The organism is Nesterenkonia sp. NBAIMH1 (assembly GCF_007922635.1).
Lineage (GTDB): Bacteria > Actinomycetota > Actinomycetes > Actinomycetales > Micrococcaceae > Nesterenkonia > Nesterenkonia pannonica.
Map to the genome: position 1 here is coordinate 1,467,270 of NZ_CP042335.1, position 19,346 is coordinate 1,486,615.

Sequence of the window (19,346 nt, forward strand, 5' to 3'; positions counted from 1 at the left end):
CTAGGGTTACGGCGGTCATAGCGTGGGGGAAACGCCCGGTCCCATCCCGAACCCGGAAGCTAAGACCCACAGCGCCGATGGTACTGCACTGGTAACGGTGTGGGAGAGTAGGTCACCGCCGGACATCTCTTCAAGAAAAGGCCCCCGAACTGCAAAGACGCAGCACGGGGGCCTTTTTCGCGTCCCCACGCATTAGCTCCACCACAAACAGACCCTGTAAGATAAACAACTGCGCACAGCGCCCCGGGGTGTAGCGCAGCTTGGTAGCGCGCCTCGTTCGGGACGAGGAGGCCGCAGGTTCAAATCCTGTCACCCCGACCACCCATCACCACCCACAGAAAGAGCCCGGCGTCGGAACCCCGATGCCGGGCTCTTCCCGTGCCCGCGCCACCGCCGCACACTCCGCAAAGAATCACCCCCAGCTGGCGCCATCACCCCACGGCGTCACCCCCAAGCACCCCGATCACCCCCGGGTGATCCTTAGTGTTCACCCCGCAGAAGCTTGGTGCGAGCCGAACGCACGAGGATAGTGGAAGTGGCGCATCTGACCGATGCGCACTACCGACTACCAGCAGCTCAAGGGGCATCTCGCAATGATCCTGCGGACCTTTCTGTGCGTCCTCTACTGCACGGGGGTGGTTGTCACCGCACAGCCGCTCGAGGCAGACGCACGACGCCCTCGCTCCCCGAGAGGGCCACACCAGTGACGAACCACACCGACACTCCCGTCACTGCCATCATCGTCTCCACCGGATGGCTCGGACTGAAGAACGCCGTCCAATCAGTCACCCGACAGACCATCCCCGTCACCCCACTCATCGTCCTCGACAAGCCCCAAGCAGAGACCAGCATCCGCCGGCGCCTCGCAGGGCTGCACTACCGACTCATCACCACCCGCGGAGAAGAAGGCCTCGCCGCCTCACGCAACATCGGCGTCGAAGCCGCCACCACCGAGTACATCGCCTTCCTCGACGAACGCGACGCCTGGGTCTCCCACAAGACCCACACCCAGCTCGACGCGCTCCGCCAAGCCACCGCCACATGGGGCACAACAGTCATCTCCTCCCGGAGCCTCCGAGTGCAGCAGACCAGCCGCATCACACCCGAGCGGCTCTACGTCCCCGGCACCCCCATCGGCAACTACGTCATGGACCGCTCCACCGTCCGGCTCCGACGATGCCTGATGCCCGCCTCCACCCTCATCTGCCACCGCGAGACAGCCGAATGGGTCCCATGGGACGACACTCTCGTCCACCAAGAGGACTGGGACTGGCTCGTCAGACTCCAAGAAGCCGGCGTCCGCATCTCCCAGCTCGACGACGTCCTCGTCCGAGTCTTCCCCGACCCCGCGGAGCAGCCGACTCCCGCGCATCCAGCTGGCAGGACTCGCTCATGGCTGCAGAGCCTCCCCGCCACCGTCTCCGACCGAGCGCGCGGAGACTTCACCACCTCCGTCATCGCCCGAGGAGCCTTCGAATCCGGTGCACTCGCCCTGGGCGCCAAGCACCTGCTCAAAGGCATGTACTCCGGAGCCCACCCCACCGCCGCCATGATCGGGCTCGCAGGCCTCATGTACTTCGGCCGCCACAAGGGCCACACCCATGAGTGACACCCTCTCCCGCCCCCGACGCGGCCGCCCCAGCCCGGCACAGCCTGCACCCCGCACACCCTCGCGGAGCCGCCCGCACCAGAAGCTGGCAGCACGCATACGGACGCAGACTCCTCACCACCGACCTGCTCAGCATCATCATCGCCCTCGTCACAGCCCGCACAGTGCGCTTCACCGACATCTGGCCCGACCGAGCCGCAGTCCCCGACGAAGTGCCCCCAGGTCCCCTCACCTGGTTCGGCCAGGACCACTGGGCCGTCTCCCTCATCCTGCTCGTCCTGTGGATGGGAGCGCTCAGCGCCGCCGCCAGCAGAAACCGCAGAATCATCGGCAGCGGGGCAGTCGAATACCGCCGAGTCGCCCAAGCGACGTTCGCTGTCTTCGGCCTCCTCGCGATCATCGCATTCGCTGCCCAATGGCAGATATCCAGGGGCTACCTCATCATCGCCCTGCCCCTCGGCCTGGGACTGCTGCTCATCACCCGATGGCTGTGGCGCCGCAGACTCACCGTCCACAGCGCCGCAGGCCTATGGGACCGACGCGCAGTCCTCGCCGGGGAGCCCACCAAAGTCAGCCACGCCCTCGAACAGATTCGTCGAGCCCGCCCAGGCGCCGGACTCACCGTGATCGACACAGACACCCAGTGCACCGTCGCCAGCATCCTCGACGCCGTCACCGCCTCCGGTGCCGACACCGTGCTGCTCACCAGCGCCGACGCACTCGACCCCAGAACGATGCGCGAACTCGGGTGGGAGCTCTCCGCACTCGACGTCGACGTCATCGCCGCACACTCCCTGACAGACGTCGGCGGACCGCGCCTGCACTCCCTGCCGGTGGCAGGGCTCTCCCTCGTGCAGGTGGACTATCCCCGTCTCTCCGGCTCGGCGGCCCTGACCAAACGCACCTTCGACATCGGGTTCTCGCTCCTCGCCCTCTGCGCCCTGATACCCGTGCTGGCGGTCATTGCATGGGCAGTGCGCAGAGACACCCCGGGAGGCGCCATCTTTCGGCAGGAACGTGTGGGGCTCAAGCACACACGCTTCACCATGCTGAAGTTCCGCTCCATGGTGGTTGACGCCGAGGCGCAGAAGCACATGCTGCTCGAGCAGTCCGAAGGCAACGACGTGCTGTTCAAGATGAAGGCCGACCCTCGAGTGACCCGCACCGGCCGGCTGCTTCGACGATGCAGCCTGGACGAGCTCCCGCAGTTCATCAATGTGCTGCGCGGCGACATGTCCATCGTCGGGCCCCGTCCGCCCCTGGCATCAGAGGTCGACGAATACGACGACGCCGGCCACCGCCGCCTCCTCGTCAAACCCGGCATCACAGGCCTCTGGCAGATCCAAGGCCGCTCCGACCTCTCCTGGGAGGACAGCGTCCGGCTGGACCTCTACTACGTGGAGAACTGGTCGCTCTCATCAGACATCGGCATCATCTTCCGCACCCTCCGGGCCGTCACCGTCGGCGCCGGGGCCTACTGAGGAAACCATGACACTCAAAGACGTTCTGGGCATCATCCGGCAGCGATGGCTGACCGTGCTCGTCACTGCCCTGCTCATCACCGGTGCTGCCGGCGTCTACGCCGCACTCACCGAACAGAGCTACGAATCCACCACCATCCTTCGGTTCAGCAGCGCCGCCTCCCAGTCCCTGGAAGGCGGAGAGGCCGGCTATCCGGGCATGGACCTGGACCTGGACACCTTCTTCGTCACCTCCGAGGAGGTGCTCGAACAGGCATCAGCTGCCTCAGGGGAGACCGTGGAGACGCTGCGCAACGGCACCGTCGCCACCCTGATGGAAGGCACGCGGGCCCTGCGCCTGGCCGTCACCAGCGAGGCCCCCACCCCGGAAGCCAGCCAGCAGAAGGCAGACGCGGTGGCCCAGGCCTACGTCGCACACCTCGAGGAGCAGATGAATGAGCACCACGGGCAGCTCGAGGAGGAGCTTGAGGGCGCCCAGAGTGACAGGGATGAAGCGCTGGAGGCCGCGACCGACGACTCCGAGGACCTCTTCGCCCAGCAGCAGCTGACCCAGGCCCTCACCGAGGTGGTGAGCATCGAAAGCCAGACGACCTTCCTCGAACAGGCCGGACCGCCCGCCGTCCTCATGGAGGACGCCGCCCCGGGCGGCCGCTGGGGACGGAGCCGTACCTTCTGCTGATCATCGGCGCGGTGTGCGGCCTCATCGCCGGCGCCGGCGCTGCGCTGCTGCGCGAACAGTTCGACGATCGGCTGCGCAGCTCCCAAGCGATGGAGAGCCAGACCGGCAAGCCCCTCCTCGCCGAGGTGCCCGCCATCCGCCGCCGCAGAGGCGAGGCCACCCTTCCCCTGGCAGACCCCACGCCCTCCCCATTCAACGAGAGCATCCGCAGCCTGCGCACCTCCCTTCAGGTGGCATACCCGCAGCGCCGCCCCGCCATCGTCATCACCAGCCCCAGTCCCGGGAGACGGCAAATCATTCCTCATCGCCAACCTCGCGGTCTCCATCGCACGCAGCGGACGCCGCGTGCTCCTGGTCAGCGGAGACCTGCGCCGCCCGGGACTCGCGAGCTTCTTCGGCGCGGAGCCGGAGAGCCCGGGCTTCGCCGAAGCGCTCGAGAACGACGACGCCTCCGGAGCAGATCGAGCAGCGCCTGATCCCCACAGAGTTCGAGAACCTTCGCCTGCTCGCGTCCGGGGCGCCTCGCCGCCAGCCCGGTGACCTGCTCGCCGGGGAGAGCATGCCCTCCATCATGGAGCGTCTGCGAGGCCTCGCAGACGTCGTCCTCATCGATGCGCCCCCGGCCTGGAGATCGCCGACGCCGCCCTGCTCGGCCAGCAGGCCGACGGCGTCGTCGTGGTCGCCTCGCTCCGGACGACCGCCAAACGGGACCTCACCGCCATGCTGCACAGCCTGGAGCTGAGCAGCGTGCCCGTCGTCGGCATCGTAGCCAACAGGTCCCGCCGCAAAGCCCACCGCAGCTACACCTCGTACTACCAGCCCGCCCCCACCCCCAGTCCTACCCCCGCCCCGGCGCCGGCTCCGACCCCGCCTGAACCCCGCTGCCCCAAGGAGGCACCATGTCAACCGAAACCCTTCTGAGCCTGATCCTGATCGTCGTGACGGCGGTGCTGGTCATCGCGCTCGTCGCCGCGGTGGGCCTGGCGGCCGCAGCCCTGAAGTGGCAGCGTTCGCGCGGCCGCGGCATCCCCGGCCTGAGCATCCTCGGACGGAGGCGCAGGGCGCCCGCACCCTCACCTCAGCCTTCCGCCGCTGCCCAGCCCACCCCTCAGACCCCTGCAACGAGGCCCGTCGCCCGCGAATCCGGCCCCACCCCGCGGGAGATGCCCCGCGGACCATCCGCGCATCCTGGAGCTGGGGCTCGAAGAGCCCGCATCCTGCGACGCTGTTCTGCGGAACCTGGAGAGGATCAAGCCCCTTCTGCACCAGGAGGCCCCCGAGGGCGACCGCATGGGCCGGGTCACGCCGCTCGCCGGCAGGGCGCTGCGCTCAGCCGGACTGTTCCGCTGGGGCTTTCCCCAGGAGAGAGGCGGGCTCAGCGCCTCCTTCGCCGAGCGCCTCGAGGCCATCACCCAGCTCGCCCGCGTCGATGTGGGCACCGCCTGGGTCACCACCTGGCTCTCCGCCCACGGAGACATCGCCGGCCGGCTCACCGATGAGGCGTTCGCCGAGATCTACCCCCACGCCGACCTGCCCACCGCGTTCTCCGCCACCCCGCTGGCACGGGCCGTGGAGGTCGAGGGGGACCGGTACCGCCTCGACGAGGGCACCACATGGCGGCTCGGCAGCGGCGGATACCACGCTGAGCGGTGGATCGGCGGGGCCATGGTCTGGGACACCAACGGCGAGCCGGTGATCTGCGAGCAGACCGGCGAGCAGAAGATCATCGGTGTGTGGCTGCCGCCCGAGAAGGTTCGTCAGCTCGACGACTGGGACCCCCTCGGCGTCCGGTCCTCCGGCAGCGCCTCCTACCGGCTCACCGAGACGATCGAGGTGCCGCGGCGACACAGCTTCAACGTCGGAGCTGACCGGCGCCCGTACTTCTTCTCCTTCATGGGGGTCATGGTCGGCGCCGCCGAGCACCTCGTCGACCTGACGATGACCGCGCTGCGCGCCAAGAGCGCCAAGGGAGCTCCCATCGGCTTCCACGACACCGCCCGACTGACGCAGGCCATGGCATCCCTGGACATGATGGTGATCGGACTGCGCGGCTACGCGGCGCACATCGATCGCATCGCCGCCTCCAGCGACTCCGGAGCCCCCAGCGTTGCCGACACGGCCTGGATCGAGTCGGTCGGCATGCCCGTGCGGCAGGCCGTGCTGGAGATCAGCGACATCGCCACCGACATCTTCGGCACCGGGTACGTGGCCTCCGGGTCAGAGTTCGGACGGGTGCTTCGGGACATCCAAGTCGCCCTCGCCCACTGGTGGTTCCGCCTGTCAGACACGCAGGCGCCCCGCGGCAACAGGGTCCGCATGATGCTCGAAGACCCAACGGTCGCCACGGTCTGGGACACTCCCTGGCCCACGGAGCCCGCACGCACGTGAGGAAGGTGTCGGTCGCAGGGGGCTGCACGGTGCGCACGGCAGCCCTCGGCGAGCTCACCCCGGATGACTTCCAGCGCTGGCGACGGCTCGACGCCCGCGCCCTGGAGCCCGTCCCCTACCTCAGTGCGGACTATCTCCAGCCGGGGTCGGCGCACTGGCCAGCGGCTGCATCCGTGCGGCTGCTCCTCGTCGAGCGGGACGATGAGATGCAGATGGTGATGCCGTTCAGGATCATGCCCCTGCACCCGTGGCTCCCCTTCCCGTCATGTCCACGTGGGACCTCACACTGGCTGATGAGACGACCCGGCTCTTTCCCATCCTGAGAGACTCAGACCCGGCCGGGGCGCTGCTCGCCGGGCTTGAAGGCCTTGCTGCGCTGGGCCTGCCGGGGCTGGTCGACATCGTCACAGTGCCGGCCGAGGGCTCCCCACCGCGGCCCTGCTGCGCCGGACCCTGGAGCCGCAGGGCCGCTGGGACATCAGGGGGCGCTCGGCCTGGCCGGTGGCGCATATGCGCACCCCGCCGGAGCCGAACCGCTCCGGAACGTTCGATACGACCCCGCACCACCGCAGCGCGTCGACGCGTCGCCGGGCCAGGAGGGCGCGAGAGGCTCTGGAGCGGCGGTTCGGGGGCGAGCTTTCGCTGCGGGATCGAGGCGACGATCCGCAGGCCGTCGAGGATTTCCTCGCCCTGCAGGCCGCGGGATGGAAGGGCGATGCGTCCAAGAAGGGAGAGGCCTACCAGGTGACGGGGCGGGCCGAGTGGCTCCGTGAGGTGACCGACAAGTTCAGATCCCGGGGCAGCTCCTGGCACTGGACGTCTGCGCCGGAGACAGGTCCCTCTACATCATGCTCTGCCTCCGCTCAGGAGGCAGCGTGTGCGCCCTTCAGGATGCCTACGACGAGGCCGGCGCGCCCCACGGGCTGGGCAGCGCCGCGCGCACCGGGTGCCTGAACTGGTTCGCGGAGCAGGGGATTGAGGCCTTCGACCCGAACATGTTCTGGGGCTACCCCGAATCGGCCCGGGCCTACCCCGACCGTCGGGAGCAATTGAGGCTGCTGCTCTCGGCGCCCGGCCCGGTGCCCACGCTGCAGCTCGCTGCGGTGCGGGCCGCGCGGAATGCGGGGAGCGGCTGCGGGCGCTGCGCAGCGCGGCGAGCCGCAGAATCACCCCTGAGAGCGCCGGAGCCGGTCCCGGAGACGGCGGGCCATAGGCAGGTGCCGGGCGACGTGGCGTCCGGGACCGCGCACCCCCACGGTGAAGGAGCCGCACCGCATACGGTCCGGATACAGGTGGGAGGCCTGCGGGTACTTCTGGTCGTCCATGCTCGGGTCGAACATCTCCGCCCGGCCCGAGCCGAGCAGCGCCTTCAGCTCAGCCAGCCGGCCGAGAGCTCCGGGGCTGTAGGCGGCGAGCTCCTGATCGTAGGCATCGTGGAACCCGAAGCCCCGCGAGCCGCTGTGCAGCACCACAGTGGTGAAGACGGTCCGGCTGGGGGTGCGGAGGCTGAGCACCGAGAGGCGCCCGTCTGCTCGGAAGCTTGCGGTGACGTCGCGGAACCACGAGTCCAGCCCGGTGCGTTCGAAGCTCTTGCCGTCCTGGGCCGCGTCGCCCTTCCACCCGGCGTTCTGGAGGCGCAGGAACCGGGTGATGGCCTCCGGGTCCTCGCTCTCCTCGACCATCTCGAGCCCGCCCTCGTCCCGCTCCAGCTTGCGGGCGAGCCTCCGGAAGTTCTTTCTGGATGAGGACGAGAGGTGGGAGAGCGTCAGCAGCTCTCCGTCCTCGGCGGCCCCGTCGAGGGGGGCGGGAGCCGCGCACGCGAACTCCTGCTCGCCCTCCGGCAGCACCGGAGCGTCCATCCTTCGGGCAGCTCGCATCAGCGCGCCCGTGAGATCGCCGTTCAGGGGGAGCCGGCCGATCTCCAGAAGGTGGGCGCGCTGAGCCCGTGCCCCCCTCGATGAGCGAGATGAAGACCTCCTCTGCGCGGCCGGGCGCCGTCAGCGGGTGAAAGCGCTCGCCCTCGAAGGCGCTGAAGGACTCTGAGGTGGAGACCGTCCGCAGGGTGAGTCTGCCGACCTTCCGCTCCCGCCGTGCGTACGACAGGGCGCCCACCGTGGCCTCGCCGTCGTCGACGAGCATGACGCGCCCCGCGCGTGCATGGGGGTGCGCAGCGGCTGAGGGCAGAAGGAAACGGGGGTCGGCGAAGGCGTTGGGCTCACTCGCCGCGTCGGCGAGGACGCGCCACCGTGCGGCAGCGTCCGGCGTGACCTCGGTCAGGGCCGCATCATTCAGCCGCATGCGTACGGCCCTTCCCTCGACGGGTGGTGTTCATGCGGGTGCTCCTGCTCGCGCTGAGTTCAAAGCTGTGCAGACGCTGATAAGAGTACTGGTAAACCTGTGCGGCGGTCAGTAGTCTGATGATGTTCCAGCGCTCGCTGGTCATTCGGCTTCGAGCGAGTGCAGGAGGACCGGTGAAATTCAGAACCGTATCGCTCACAGACGTATCGCCCGACGATCGTCTGCGGTGGCAGCGTCTGGCTGATCGTGCCGCAGACCCCAACCCCAACGCGGATCCGCGCTTCCTTCACACGTCCCTGGGCTGCGGCCTCGCCGCCGAGAAGGTCCGGCTGGGGATCGTGGAGACCGATGATGACTTCGCTCTGGTGCTTCCCTTCACCATGGCGCGAACCCTCTCCGGGGCTCCGCTGCGGCACGCGACCACCAGCGGCGAGTTCATGTTCGACCAAGCCTCGAAGTACCACCCCTCATCGCACCTGAGGAGCCGCAGGAGGCTCTCCGGGCCCTATTTCTGGGGAATGCGGGACGAAGGATTCGGGGACTTCCTCAGCCTGACGGCCTTCCTCTGGACGGTCCCCTTCGCGGCCCTGGACGCACTGGGAGGCAGGAGGGCACGCTGCGAGTGGCCGAGCGGTCCCGGGACCGTCGTGCCCTGGCCCGTCGCACGGACATCGACCCGGACGGGACGGTGTGGGACGAGGAGGGCGCCGGCCCGCTGTCCTACCCGATGCCGCACCTGAGCAAACGGACCCGGCGCAACGCGCGCAGGAGCATGGAGCGCCTCGAGGCAGCCGCCGACGGCTCTCTGCGCATCAGGGAGGTCGAGGCCTCCGATGAGCTGATTGAGGAGTTCCTGGAGCCCAAGCGGCCGGGTGGAAGGGCGACGCCTCCAAAGACGGGCCTCAGTTTCGCCGCAGAGGCCGCGAGCCGTGGTTCCGCAGCGTGCTCGAGGCATTTCAGGCCGGCGGCAGGCTGCGCGCCTGGCACGTCACTGCGGGGAGCACACCGTCTACATCGCCTTCACTCTGATCTCAGGGGGCCAGTCGTTCGGGTTCCACGATGTCTACAGCGAAAACTTCGAAAGCTTCTCGCCGGGCTTCGTCGGCCGGCTCGCCCTCATCGGCGCCCTCATGCGTGAGCCGGAGGCGCCGCCGTTCGACCCGGGGATGGAGCCCACCTACGTGCAGGCCGGCGCCGCGTTCCCCTCACATCGCGAATACGCCGAGCTGCTCGTCGCCGGCCCTCCCTCCCGCGCGCGGATGGCAGTAGGCGCGTATCCGGCGCTCAGGCGCGCACGCACCCGGCTGCGGAGGAGAGCCTCATGACATGGAGAACGCGGGTCGTGCCGCTGCGCGAGGTCGGAGAGCGGGACGCCGCCCGCTGGAAGGACCTCGCCGAGAATGCGCTGGAGCCCAACGCCTACCTGGACCCCGGTTTCTCCTGCCGGCCGGCAGGAGGCCGGATGCAGACGACATTCGCATGGTGTTCGCGGAGCGCAGCGGAGAGCTCAGGGAGTGCTGCAGTTCGCGCCAGGTCTGCTGGAGGACCGCTGGCCCGTGCGCGTGGCCTCGACCGGCGGCCGCTTCATGACGACCCACGCAGACCGGCACCACCCTCTGCTCTCAGCCGAAGACCCCGCGCGGACCGTCCAGGCGCTTCTCGAAGCCGTGCGAGGCGCCCGCGAGGCCGGCCTGGTGCTGCTGCGCCACCTGCCCGCCCACGGGCCGGTCGCCGAGGCCGTGACCGAGGCTGTTCGGGCCGGAGGGTTCTCGGCCCTCGAGCGGGTGCGCCTGGAGTGCGCCTACGCGGGGGGCGCGGCAGGACGCCTCACTGACGGGGTCATCGACGTCGGACACATGAGCTCCAAGGCGAGGAAGGAGTTCCGGCGGCGAGTCCGCGCCATCGAGAAGCAGGCGGGTGCGCCGCTGACGATCGTCGACCGGAGCGGGGACCGGGACCTCGTGGAGGAGTTCCTCGATTTCCAGGCAGCCGGCTGGAAGGGCGACCCCGCGCAGGGCGGCGGCGCATTCCGCCTGGACCCCTATCACGAGCGCTGGTGCAGAGAGGTGCTGGCAGGATTCCGTGAGGACGACGCGCTGCTGGCCCCGTCGGCGCTCGCCGGCGATGAGGTCATCTTCATGTCCCTGGACCTCCTCTCCGGCCGTGCCGCCTTCGGGTTCATCGATGCGTACAACGAGGAATATGTGCGCTCCAGCCCCGGCGCTGTGGGCCGGTTGGCGGAATGGGCCTACATCACGCGAGTCCCCGGGGTCAGCCACTTCGACCCCGCGTTCGACCCGTCGTATGCGGCCAGCACCAAGCTCTATCCCGAGCGGCGGGAGCATGTCGATCTGCTCATCGGGACCACCGCGAAAGGCCGAGCCGTCGTGAGAGGGCTCCCGCTGGCGCGCACCGTGCGCGACAGAATCCGCGGCGGCCGGTCAGTCCGGCGCGAGAGGTCCGACGTCGGGGTGGACGCGGCCGAAGCGTGAGCCGAGGAGCTCGCCCAGCCGCCACGCGAGGTTGGCCTGCCCGGCCCTGCTCAGGGCGGCGCGGCGCAGCCGAAGGATGAGGGGCTCGACGGGCAGCGGGGGAGCGCCGTCCTCGGCGCTGATCGGCGGCGCAGCAGGTAAGGGCTGGGCGTCGATGAGCCGGGCGTACTTGATGCGCAGAGCTCGGTGCCCAGCGGCGTAGGAGTAGGACTGTCGGAACACCGCCCGGACGCCTTCGCGCTGACGCGAGTGCACGACGGCCTGCGGTGCCCGCGCAAAGGAGAAGCCGGCGCGCTGAATGCGCCAGCACAGATCGACGTCCTCTCCGGTCCCCAGATGCTCGTCGAAGCCCCCCACTGCTCGGAAGGCGCTCGTCCGCACCGCCAGGTTCGACGTGGCGGCGGCGGGATACCGGGGCCAGTACGCCACGGTGATCTCCGAGCTCACCTCCCACGAGACGGAGGTGCGTCTTCCGCGATTCAGCGCCCGGCCCTCCAGCCGCCCGGCCACCAGGTCCGCGGCTGCGGCAGCCTTGCCCATCGTCTCGACCCAGCCGAGGGCGATGACATCGTCGGCGTCGCAGAAGAGCAGCACCTCGCCCACAGCCGTCTCTGCGCCGATGTTCCTCGCCGCAGCCGGACCCCGTCGCGCCGACGCATCGATCAGGCGCATGCTCGGCGCACCCGGTGCCATCCGTCGCACAAGCTCTGGGGTCCCGTCCGTGGATCCGTTGTCGCAGATCAGGACCTCGAAGGAAAGTGCCGAACGCTCCCGACGCAGGGCGTGCAGCTGGGCAGCCAGAGTCGCTTCTGCGTTGTACGCCGCGATGATCACCGACAGCGCCGGCGGCCGCTCGGCAGTCACCGGACCTCCAGGGCGTCGAGGGGCGGAACCTCGTCCCTGCCCAGAGCCCGCCCCATCCGATGCCCGATGCGGTATGCGTGGAACTCCAGGTCCGGAAGGCGGAGGCGGCGAGCCGAGACCTCGGCGGACCCCTCAGCCGGCGGGTCGGGCGAGGCGGCAGCCTGGTCAGGAGCTGCTCGTCGCCTCTGCGCGATCGGACCGAATCGGCGCTCAAGCACCCGATCGCCGCGTCCGTAGGCCCACGCCTGCCTGAAGCCCGCCCTGAGACCGGTGCGGCGCCGGATCTGCATCACCGCTCGCGGCGCTGCAGAGAAGGAGAAGCCCGCGAGCTGCAGCCGCCAGCAGAGGTCGATGTCCTCCGCGGTCCGCAGCCGCTCCTCGAAGCCCCCTACGGCGTCGAAGGCGGAGCGGCGGACCCCGAGACTGTGGGACGGTGCCGCCGCCAGGTCCTCCAGGGGAGGCTTGGAGAACAGAGGCGCGGGCCAGTCGGAGGGGCCGGAGGCGCTGTCGTTGAGCTGTGCGTAGCCCCGGGCGCCGGCGGCGGCGTCGGCAGTGCCCAAAGCCTCCGCCAGCCCGGCGATCCAATGGGGCTCAGCCGCATCGTCTGCGTCGCAGAAGAGCAGCATCTCTCCGCGCGCCTGCTGGGCGCCGAGATTGCGTGCGGCCCCCGGTCCGCGGCGGGCGGAGGCGTCGATGACGCGCAGCCCGCGGATGCGGCTCCCCCACTCGCGGGCCTTCTCGGCTGTGGCATCTGTGGAGCCGTTGTCGGCGACGATCAGCTCCCACTCCGGGGCGTCCCGCTGGGCCGCGAGCGCCCCCAGCTGCACCTCAATGGTCGACGCGGCATTGAACGCCGGCATGATGACGCTGACGCTTGGGTCTGGGGGAATCACGGCGCGCCTGTGCCGGGCAGGGTTTCGGGCGGGGTGACCTGAGGCGCGGAGCGGTCGATGCGCCCGAAGCGGTATCCGGCCTGAGCCGAGATCCGCCGAGCGACCTCGGTGAGGTCTGAGGGTCTGCGAAGCGCGATCACCTTGCGCAGGAGCTTCGGCGCGGCAGTGAGGACGGCCGCGGCGCGGGACCGGACTGCCGGCTCCTCCTCGGCGTCGGGGGCGGTGGGGGCAGAAGGCCGTGGGGCGGCTCTGAAGGCGGTCTCCACCTGGGCATATTTGTGTTTGAGGCGGGCGTCCCCCACTCCATAGGCATACGTCTGGGCGATACTGGCCCGTAGTCCCTCCCTGTTGCTCACGGTCACGACGGCCGCGGGCTCCTCCACCAGGGTGTGGCCGGCCAGCTGCAGGCGCCAGCAGAGGTCCAGGTCCTCACCGGTGCGCATGCTCTCGTCGAACCCCCCGACGTCCAGGAACGCCTGACGATGCACCCCCATGTTGCCTGCACCGGCGGCGGGCAGATAGGGGAAGAACGGCACGTGATAGATGCCCCAGCTGAAGTAGCGCTCCTCGCCGGGACGCGCGTTGAACTCGAGGCGCCGGGCGCGGCCGGTGACGAAGTCGGCCTGGCTGAGGGCGGCGTGCATGACGGCCAGCCAGTCGTCTGCGACCTCGTCGTCGGCGTCGCAGAAGGCGAGCAGGGGAGACGCGGCGGCGCGGGCGCCGGCATTGCGTGCGGCACCGGGCCCTCTCACCGCGGAGGCGTCGATGACTCGAAGACGCGGAAGGGTCTCGGCGTAGGAGGCGGCGAGGGCCGCAGTGCCGTCTGCAGAGCCGTTGTCGCAGACCAGCACTTCCCACTCCCCGTCGAAGGTCTGGCGCCCCAGGGCGTCGAGCTCCGCGGCGAGCGTCTCCTCCGCGTTGTAGGCCGCGATGACCACGCTGATGCTCGGCGTCATCGTCGGCGCATCCTTTCGCGCGAGCCGCTGAAGACATGCGGCGCCCGGGCAAGCATCTCCTCCAGAGGGGCGATCGTGAGGCGCTCAGCAGCCAGGCGCTGCAGCAGATGGTCGGCCACCAGGGCCCGGTCGAAAGCGGGCAGCGACTCACCGGGCTGCAGGGTCTCCGGGTCGGCTCGATCGTCGTGCATCAGCAGGATGCCGCCCGGGAAGGCGGAGGCAGCGACCCGCTCGACGACGTCGGCCGCCGGCTGGTCCACCCAGTCCATGCCGTCGCCGGACCACAGGACCAGTTCGAGGCCGAGCCGTCGCAGCGCCCAGGCCTGGCTCGGCGTGTGGTGCCCGTACGGCGGCCGGTAGTGCGTCACCGGTGTGCCGGCGAGCTGCTCCAGCTCATCCTTGGCCTGCGCGACGGCGCGGACAGCGGCGCGGGTGCTCATGGTCAGCAGGGACCGATGATCGGCGCCGTGCAGGCCGATGCGGTGGCCCTCGTCCAGCATGCGGCGCAGGATGCCGGGCTGGGCGCGCGCTGCTGGCGTGAGGACGAAGAACGTGGCGCTCGCCTGATGATCGGCGAGCACGTCGAGGATTCGGGGAGTGTGCTCCGGATGCGGCCCGTCGTCGTAGGTGAGGGCCACGGCACGGTCGGCAGTGTCCACGCAGTGGATGCCGAGGAAGGAGGAGAGCAGGGGGGTGAGCCGGCTCGGGATGAGCGCTCGCTGAGCGAATTCGCCTCCCGGCGGGCGTGTGTGGCCCTCGATGCTGCCCCGTCTGACGAGGACGCCTGCTTTGCTTCTGCCCACAGTGCTGACCCCACGTCTCTGCAGAGGCTTTTGGCCGAAGTGACAGTTGTATGATAGCCCAAACAGTCAGCCAGGCGGATCGTCGGGGCAACGCGGACGTCAGAGGCTCTCTGCGTCCTGAGGAGGAGGCGCGGTGCGGACGAGGCGAATGATCGTCGCAGCGCTGCTCGTGGCCCTCGCCATTCCGGGCTGCGCCTCAGGCGGCGGAGACGGCGAGGCCGGCGACCCGCCGGAGGGTTCCGCCGACGAGGACCTGCCCGTGGCCTCGCCGGAGCCGGAGGCCGAGCAGGGGCCGGAGCCCGTGTGGTCCGCAGAGTTCGACGGCGGACCCGGCGAACCGCTCGACGAGGCCGAATGGACCGTCTCCGATCGGGGCGACGGCTACGGCAACGAGGAGCTGCAGGTCTACACGGGCCGGCCTGAGAACGTCCGCCAGGACGGCGAGGGCTCACTGCGCCTGACTGCGCGGGCCGAGCCGTACACGGATCCCCGGGGCTTCTCCGGGGAGTTCACCTCGGGGCGCGTCGAGAGCACGGCGCGCTTCCAGTACGGACGGGTGGAGGCGCGCATCCTCGCACCCGCCGGTTCGGGACTGTGGCCGGCGTTCTGGCTGTTCGGAGACTCCCTGGGCGATGAGAGCTGGCCCGAGGTGGGTGAGATCGACATCGTTGAGCTCCTCGGTGACGCCTCTGAGCTGCACAGCTCGGTGATCGCCGCTGATGAGGCCGGCGAGCGATGGCTGCGGACACACGTGCTGCAGGCGGAGGAGCCGTGGGGCGGCAGGTGGGTGGTCTATGCCGTGGAGTGGGATGCCGACCGCATCGTGTTCTTCGCCGATGGCGAGGAGACCTTCAGCGTGGAGCGCTCGGAGCTGGCGCCTGAGGAGCAGTGGCCCTTCGACCGGCCCTACTCGATCACCCTCAACCTGGCAGTCGGCGGGTGGGCCGGGGAACCGGCCGATGATTCGCACCTGCCTGCGGAGATGCTCGTCGACTATGTCCGGGTGTACGACTCCGAGGTGACGCGCGGCTGAGCGTCTGAAGGAGGCTCTGGCGCCTGCCCGGCATGCTGCGGCGTGCGGCGTGGGCGAAGCCTGCAGCGACCCCGGCCGTGTCAGTGGGGATCCACAGGAGCGCCTTCCAGGACTCCGCCGATGATGCTGGGCCGCCGCCCGGCTCCTCAGCGCCTCGCGGCGCTGCGGTGCGGACGAAGCGGCGCACGTGCTCCTGCTGGCGGCGCAGCATGGTCCGGGCGAACCGTGTCGCGTAGGGACTTCGCCAGCCGAACGCCTCGATCAGCATGACCACCAGGTCACGGTTGTGCAGGTACCGGTCCCTGTAGCTGAAGGGATCCTGGCCCGGCGGGAACTCGGTGCTGGGCGCGGTGACGCACGCGGCCGGCTCGAAGACCAGGCGTGATCCTGCGGCGCGCAGGGTCAGCGAGATGAGGGTGGCGCTCCTGTGCTCGGGGAGGGCTCGGGGTCCGAGCAGCCCTGAGGCCCTGCGAAGCTCTGCGCGGCGGAATGACGCGTTGCCGTGCGGCAGGTGATCCGTGAGCACCGGCCGGCCCGGGTCGAGGCCGAATCCCATGGTGATGCTGCCGTTGGGGAGGAGGCGGCCTATCTCGCTGACGCGTCCCTCGGCCGCGCTGCCGTCGCCGCAGATGATCGGCCCGCCGACCCCGGCCACAGCAGGGTCCCCGTAAGGTGCCGTCAGCTTGTCGAGCCATGTGGGGGCAGGGCGGGAGGTGCTGTCGATGAGTGCGACGATATCCCCGCCGCACGCCTGGATCGCCTGCTGCTGATCCTCGGCATCTCGGCCCACGACCAGCACCTCATGCGGTGCGCGACGCTGGCGGCTGAGGAGGTCGAGGCACGCAGCCAGCTCCTCGGTGCGGTGGGCCCCGGTGACGATGACGCTGACGGACGCCGAGCCGGCGCCGCTCACGGGGTGATGCCCCGGTCGGGAATCGCCGCCAGCCGGAACCAGGCGCGGCGGCGCAGGGGCGAGCTCAGCGCGGTCAGCCGCGGACGACGCTGGCGGGCCGCCCAGAGGCGGTAGATCTCCGGCTTGGAGTAGTCCTCGGCGTGGCCCGACCAGCCGAACTTCCGCCGGATGGTGTCGTGATCCCGCACCCACGAGAAGTGCAGCACGGCCGCATCGGGCGGGATGACCTCGTGGACCGTCACGGCGTGGTTATGGGCCGGGTCGGTGTTCCATGGGCGGAGGTCCACGCGGTAGAGGGGCGCTGGCGTCTGCCGGGCCTGCACGAGCTGGGTGCCTGCCCGGACTGCCAGGGGGCCCGGGTAGTCGGCCCGCGGCCGGCCGAAGCGGGTGCTCGCCTCGAGGTACTGCCCGCCTGCCGTTCTGGAGTAGAGCCACCGGGAGGGGTAGTCCAGGGCGGAGGCGCCCGCCTTCTCGGCGCGCTCGAGGCAGGCGAAGAACGTCTCGGGGCTGAGCATGACCTCGTCGGTGTCCAGCTGCACCACCCAGTCGGCGTCCTCGGAGGCGGCGTCCAGGGCGTGCTGGCGCTGGAACGTGTCATTGCTCAGGGGGTCATGGTCCAGCCGGGCGAAGTCGCCGGGCGTGAGGACGCACTTGCCCTCGGAGTCGAGGGCGCTGAGGATGTCCAGACACTCCTGCACCGGCAGGGCGGTGCCCGTCCAGGACGTGGAGCTCCGGTCATAGGAGACGATGATCCGCTCCACGAAGGGGTAGTAGGCCCTGACGCTCGAGGCGAGGTAGTTCGGATCGGCCGCCAGGACATAAGCGGTGAGGCGCATCAGATGAAGTCCGCGAATTCCCGCTCGTTCTTCTGGAAGACGAGCATGCCTATGAAAAGAACCAGCGGCGCAGCTGCGCCCAGGGCGACCATCTGCCAGGTGGGCGGAACGTCCGCGCCCAGGGTGGACCACCGGAACGCTTCGAGGAACCATGTGATCGGGTTGGCCTCGAACAGCCAGCGCACGCTCTCCGGGACCGCAGAGACGGAGTAGGCCAGGGGGCTGGCGTACATCAGCACCTGGAGCACCCAGGGAAGCACGTAGCCCACGTCCCGATACTTGACCATGTAGGCGGCCGCCATCAGGCCCAGGCCCAGCCCGAACATGAGGATCAGAACGACCCACACCGGCAGCATGAGCAGGCCCCACCCGGGAACGATGCCGAAGACGAAGAGCAGGACGATCAGCAGCGCGAACCCCACCAGGAAGTCCACCACGATCGATGCCAGGCTGGAGGCCGGCACCAGAATCCGCGGGAAGAACACCTTCTGCACCAGGGACTGGTTGGCGACCATGGAGGCTGAGGCCTGCCCGACGGCCCCGTTGAACAGGTTCCACGCCAGCATGGCGGACAGGGTGAAGATGAAGGTCGGGATGCCGTCGGACTCCAGGCCGGCGATGACGCCGAAGACGATCGTGAACACTCCGGCGGTGACGAGCGGCTGCAGCAGCACCCAGGTGACCCCGAAGATCGTCTGCCGGTAGCGGACGATGATGTCCCGCTGGGCGAGCCGGACGGCGACTTCGCGGGCGCGCCATATTTCCCTCCAGGGCGGCATGTTGAGCCGCCCGGGAGGGTTGATGATGGTGTGCTCCGTGTCGGCCATATCAGTCCACCTGGTAGTCGAAGTTGACGAAGACGAGGCCCTTCTCCGTGCCGGAGGACTCGGTGAACTCCGGGTAGGGAAGGTCGGGGAGGATCTCGAAGCGCCAGGCGCCCTCCCAGGCGTCGAGGATGCCCGCCTGGCATACGAAGAGATCCACGGTGTACTGCCCGGGCTTGAGCCACAGGTCCTTGACGGTCAGCTGCCCCTCATGGGGGGAGTTCGGGTCGAACCATGCGCCCAGCAGGCGCGAATCGCACTGGGCGACGATCACGCCCTGGTCGTTGTTGATGTGCGCTGAGACGAAGTAGCTGCCGACGAGGTGCTCCGCCGAGGGCGCGCTGAACCGGACGTTGATGTCCTCGCCGGACTTCAGGAACTCGTCCTCCATCGACACGCTGCTCAGGCGCAGGGCGCCCGTGCCGGGGCGCTGGTCAGCGTCGCGCTGGGCCAGGGCGAAGCTCTCGAAGCTGTCGCGGTACGCGGCCAGAGTCCCTTCGACGGTGCCGGAGTAGGTGAGCGTGCCGCGGTCCAGCAGCATCGCGGAGCTGCACAGGGACTGCACGGTCTGCAGCTGGTGGCTCACGTAGAGCACGGTTCGCCCGCCGGCGGCCGCCTCACGCATCTTGGCGATGGATCGTCTCTGGAACTCCGCGTCGCCCACGGCCAGGACCTCGTCGATGGCGAGGATCTCCGTATCCAGATGGGCTGCGACGGAGAAGGCCAGGCGTACCTGCATTCCGGATGAATAGCGTTTGACGGGGGTGGCAAGGAATCTCTCGATGCCGGAGAACTCGACAATTTCGTCGTACCGCTTTTTGATCTCCCGGCGGCTCATCCCGAGGATCGAGCCGTTGAGGTAGATGTTCTCCTTGCCGGTGAGCTCCGGGTGGAAGCCGGTGCCGACCTCCAGGAGCGAGCCCACCCGGCCATGAAGCTCGATGCGCCCCTGCGTGGGAGCGGTGACTCGAGTCAGGAGCTTGAGCAGGGTCGACTTCCCGGCCCCGTTGCGGCCCACGATGCCCACCGCCTCGCCCTGAGGGATGTCGAAGGACACATCTTTGAGGGCGTCGAAGAGCGTGTACTTGGCGATGCCGGTGGAGCGCAGCCACTGCACCGCGGCCTGCGCAGCCGTGGAGGGGCGCTCGCCGGCGGCCCCCAACCTATAGGTTTTGCCCAGGCCGGACACACTTACTGCTGGAGCTGATGCCACATTCTGTCCCCTCTAAACGCGGATTATCTTTAACATATCCCCTTACGCCCACTAAAACGAGAGG

20 protein-coding genes, 1 tRNA gene and 1 rRNA gene are annotated in these 19,346 nt (G+C 69.4%); 12 read left to right on the forward strand and 10 right to left on the reverse strand.

Annotated elements, in window-relative coordinates:
- The first annotated feature begins 7 nt into the window (after positions 1–7).
- The 5 genes from rrf to FS388_RS06935 all read left to right on the forward strand — a co-directional run bounded on the left by rrf (position 8) and on the right by FS388_RS06935 (position 3,769).
- Positions 8–124 (forward strand): 5S ribosomal RNA (gene rrf, locus FS388_RS06915).
- Positions 125–244: 120 nt separating this feature from the next.
- A tRNA-Pro gene (locus FS388_RS06920) sits at positions 245–321 on the forward strand.
- A 382-nt stretch (positions 322–703) separates the two neighbouring features.
- Positions 704–1,609, forward strand: a complete 906-nt coding sequence (locus FS388_RS06925; protein ID WP_168198635.1) for a glycosyltransferase family A protein — start codon at positions 704–706, stop codon at positions 1,607–1,609.
- Entirely contained in the window at positions 1,606–3,090 is a 1,485-nt protein-coding gene (locus tag FS388_RS06930; protein ID WP_246836140.1) for a sugar transferase, read from the forward strand. Before FS388_RS06925 ends, FS388_RS06930 begins: the two co-directional genes overlap by 4 nt.
- A 7-nt stretch (positions 3,091–3,097) precedes the next feature.
- The gene (locus tag FS388_RS06935; protein WP_146340752.1) at positions 3,098–3,769 is read left to right on the forward strand and encodes a Wzz/FepE/Etk N-terminal domain-containing protein; all 672 of its coding nucleotides are present in this window, start codon (positions 3,098–3,100) and stop codon (positions 3,767–3,769) included.
- A 294-nt stretch (positions 3,770–4,063) separates the two neighbouring features.
- Here FS388_RS06935 and FS388_RS06940 read toward each other — a convergent pair whose 3' ends face one another.
- Positions 4,064–4,564 (reverse strand): hypothetical protein, encoded by a 501-nt coding sequence (locus tag FS388_RS06940; RefSeq protein ID WP_146340753.1) that lies wholly within the window; start codon positions 4,562–4,564, stop codon positions 4,064–4,066.
- A gap of 495 nt (positions 4,565–5,059) precedes the next feature.
- On the opposite strand from FS388_RS06940, the gene FS388_RS06945 reads away from it, so the two are divergent.
- The 3 genes from FS388_RS06945 to FS388_RS06955 all read left to right on the forward strand — a co-directional run bounded on the left by FS388_RS06945 (position 5,060) and on the right by FS388_RS06955 (position 7,111).
- The gene (locus FS388_RS06945; protein WP_146340754.1) at positions 5,060–6,157 is read left to right on the forward strand and encodes a hypothetical protein; all 1,098 of its coding nucleotides are present in this window, start codon (positions 5,060–5,062) and stop codon (positions 6,155–6,157) included.
- Positions 6,154–6,480, forward strand: coding sequence for a hypothetical protein (locus tag FS388_RS06950; RefSeq protein ID WP_146340755.1), 327 nt, complete (start codon positions 6,154–6,156; stop codon positions 6,478–6,480). Before FS388_RS06945 ends, FS388_RS06950 begins: the two co-directional genes overlap by 4 nt.
- 187 nt (positions 6,481–6,667) lie before the next feature.
- Positions 6,668–7,111 carry a hypothetical protein gene (locus tag FS388_RS06955; RefSeq protein WP_146340756.1) on the forward strand — a complete coding sequence of 148 codons (444 nt, stop codon included), beginning with the start codon at positions 6,668–6,670 and terminating at the stop codon, positions 7,109–7,111.
- Positions 7,112–7,323: 212 nt separating this feature from the next.
- On the opposite strand, the gene FS388_RS06960 is transcribed toward FS388_RS06955, so the two are convergent.
- Positions 7,324–8,034, reverse strand: coding sequence for a GNAT family N-acetyltransferase (locus FS388_RS06960; RefSeq protein WP_146340757.1), 711 nt, complete (start codon positions 8,032–8,034; stop codon positions 7,324–7,326).
- 594 nt (positions 8,035–8,628) lie between these two features.
- Here FS388_RS06960 and FS388_RS06965 point away from each other — a divergent pair.
- The 3 genes from FS388_RS06965 to FS388_RS06975 all read left to right on the forward strand — a co-directional run bounded on the left by FS388_RS06965 (position 8,629) and on the right by FS388_RS06975 (position 10,947).
- Positions 8,629–9,195 (forward strand): hypothetical protein, encoded by a 567-nt coding sequence (locus FS388_RS06965; RefSeq protein ID WP_146340758.1) that lies wholly within the window; start codon positions 8,629–8,631, stop codon positions 9,193–9,195.
- A 189-nt stretch (positions 9,196–9,384) separates the two neighbouring features.
- Positions 9,385–9,780, forward strand: coding sequence for a hypothetical protein (locus tag FS388_RS06970; protein WP_146340759.1), 396 nt, complete (start codon positions 9,385–9,387; stop codon positions 9,778–9,780).
- Positions 9,781–9,969: 189 nt separating this feature from the next.
- Entirely contained in the window at positions 9,970–10,947 is a 978-nt protein-coding gene (locus FS388_RS06975) for a GNAT family N-acetyltransferase (RefSeq protein ID WP_146340760.1), read from the forward strand.
- Here FS388_RS06975 and FS388_RS06980 read toward each other — a convergent pair.
- Genes FS388_RS06980 through FS388_RS06995 form a run of 4 tightly spaced genes read right to left on the reverse strand, consistent with a single transcriptional unit; the run spans position 10,897 to position 14,463 of the window.
- The gene (locus FS388_RS06980) at positions 10,897–11,811 is read right to left on the reverse strand and encodes a glycosyltransferase family 2 protein (RefSeq protein WP_168198636.1); all 915 of its coding nucleotides are present in this window, start codon (positions 11,809–11,811) and stop codon (positions 10,897–10,899) included. The two genes, FS388_RS06975 and FS388_RS06980, sit on opposite strands and share 51 nt — an antisense overlap.
- Entirely contained in the window at positions 11,808–12,704 is an 897-nt protein-coding gene (locus tag FS388_RS06985) for a glycosyltransferase (RefSeq protein ID WP_146340762.1), read from the reverse strand. The genes FS388_RS06980 and FS388_RS06985 overlap by 4 nt, the downstream gene beginning before the upstream one ends.
- Complete coding sequence (locus tag FS388_RS06990; protein ID WP_146340763.1) at positions 12,701–13,660, reverse strand: glycosyltransferase family 2 protein; 960 nt, start codon at positions 13,658–13,660, stop codon at positions 12,701–12,703. The genes FS388_RS06985 and FS388_RS06990 overlap by 4 nt, the downstream gene beginning before the upstream one ends.
- Positions 13,657–14,463, reverse strand: a complete 807-nt coding sequence (locus tag FS388_RS06995) for a polysaccharide deacetylase family protein (RefSeq protein WP_168198638.1) — start codon at positions 14,461–14,463, stop codon at positions 13,657–13,659. The genes FS388_RS06990 and FS388_RS06995 overlap by 4 nt, the downstream gene beginning before the upstream one ends.
- A gap of 133 nt (positions 14,464–14,596) precedes the next feature.
- On the opposite strand from FS388_RS06995, the gene FS388_RS07000 reads away from it, so the two are divergent.
- Positions 14,597–15,496: a family 16 glycosylhydrolase gene (locus FS388_RS07000; protein WP_146340765.1), complete on the forward strand. Its 900-nt coding sequence runs from the start codon at positions 14,597–14,599 to the stop codon at positions 15,494–15,496.
- Here FS388_RS07000 and FS388_RS07005 read toward each other — a convergent pair.
- Genes FS388_RS07005 through FS388_RS07020 form a run of 4 tightly spaced genes read right to left on the reverse strand, consistent with a single transcriptional unit; the run spans position 15,384 to position 19,282 of the window.
- Entirely contained in the window at positions 15,384–16,409 is a 1,026-nt protein-coding gene (locus FS388_RS07005) for a glycosyltransferase family 2 protein (RefSeq protein WP_146340766.1), read from the reverse strand. The two genes, FS388_RS07000 and FS388_RS07005, sit on opposite strands and share 113 nt — an antisense overlap.
- Positions 16,406–17,245, reverse strand: a complete 840-nt coding sequence (locus FS388_RS07010; RefSeq protein WP_146340767.1) for a hypothetical protein — start codon at positions 17,243–17,245, stop codon at positions 16,406–16,408. Before FS388_RS07010 ends, FS388_RS07005 begins: the two co-directional genes overlap by 4 nt.
- Positions 17,245–18,072: an ABC transporter permease gene (locus FS388_RS07015; RefSeq protein ID WP_146340768.1), complete on the reverse strand. Its 828-nt coding sequence runs from the start codon at positions 18,070–18,072 to the stop codon at positions 17,245–17,247. Before FS388_RS07015 ends, FS388_RS07010 begins: the two co-directional genes overlap by 1 nt.
- 1 nt (position 18,073) lies before the next feature.
- Entirely contained in the window at positions 18,074–19,282 is a 1,209-nt protein-coding gene (locus tag FS388_RS07020) for an ABC transporter ATP-binding protein (RefSeq protein WP_146340769.1), read from the reverse strand.
- Positions 19,283–19,346: the final 64 nt, after the last annotated feature.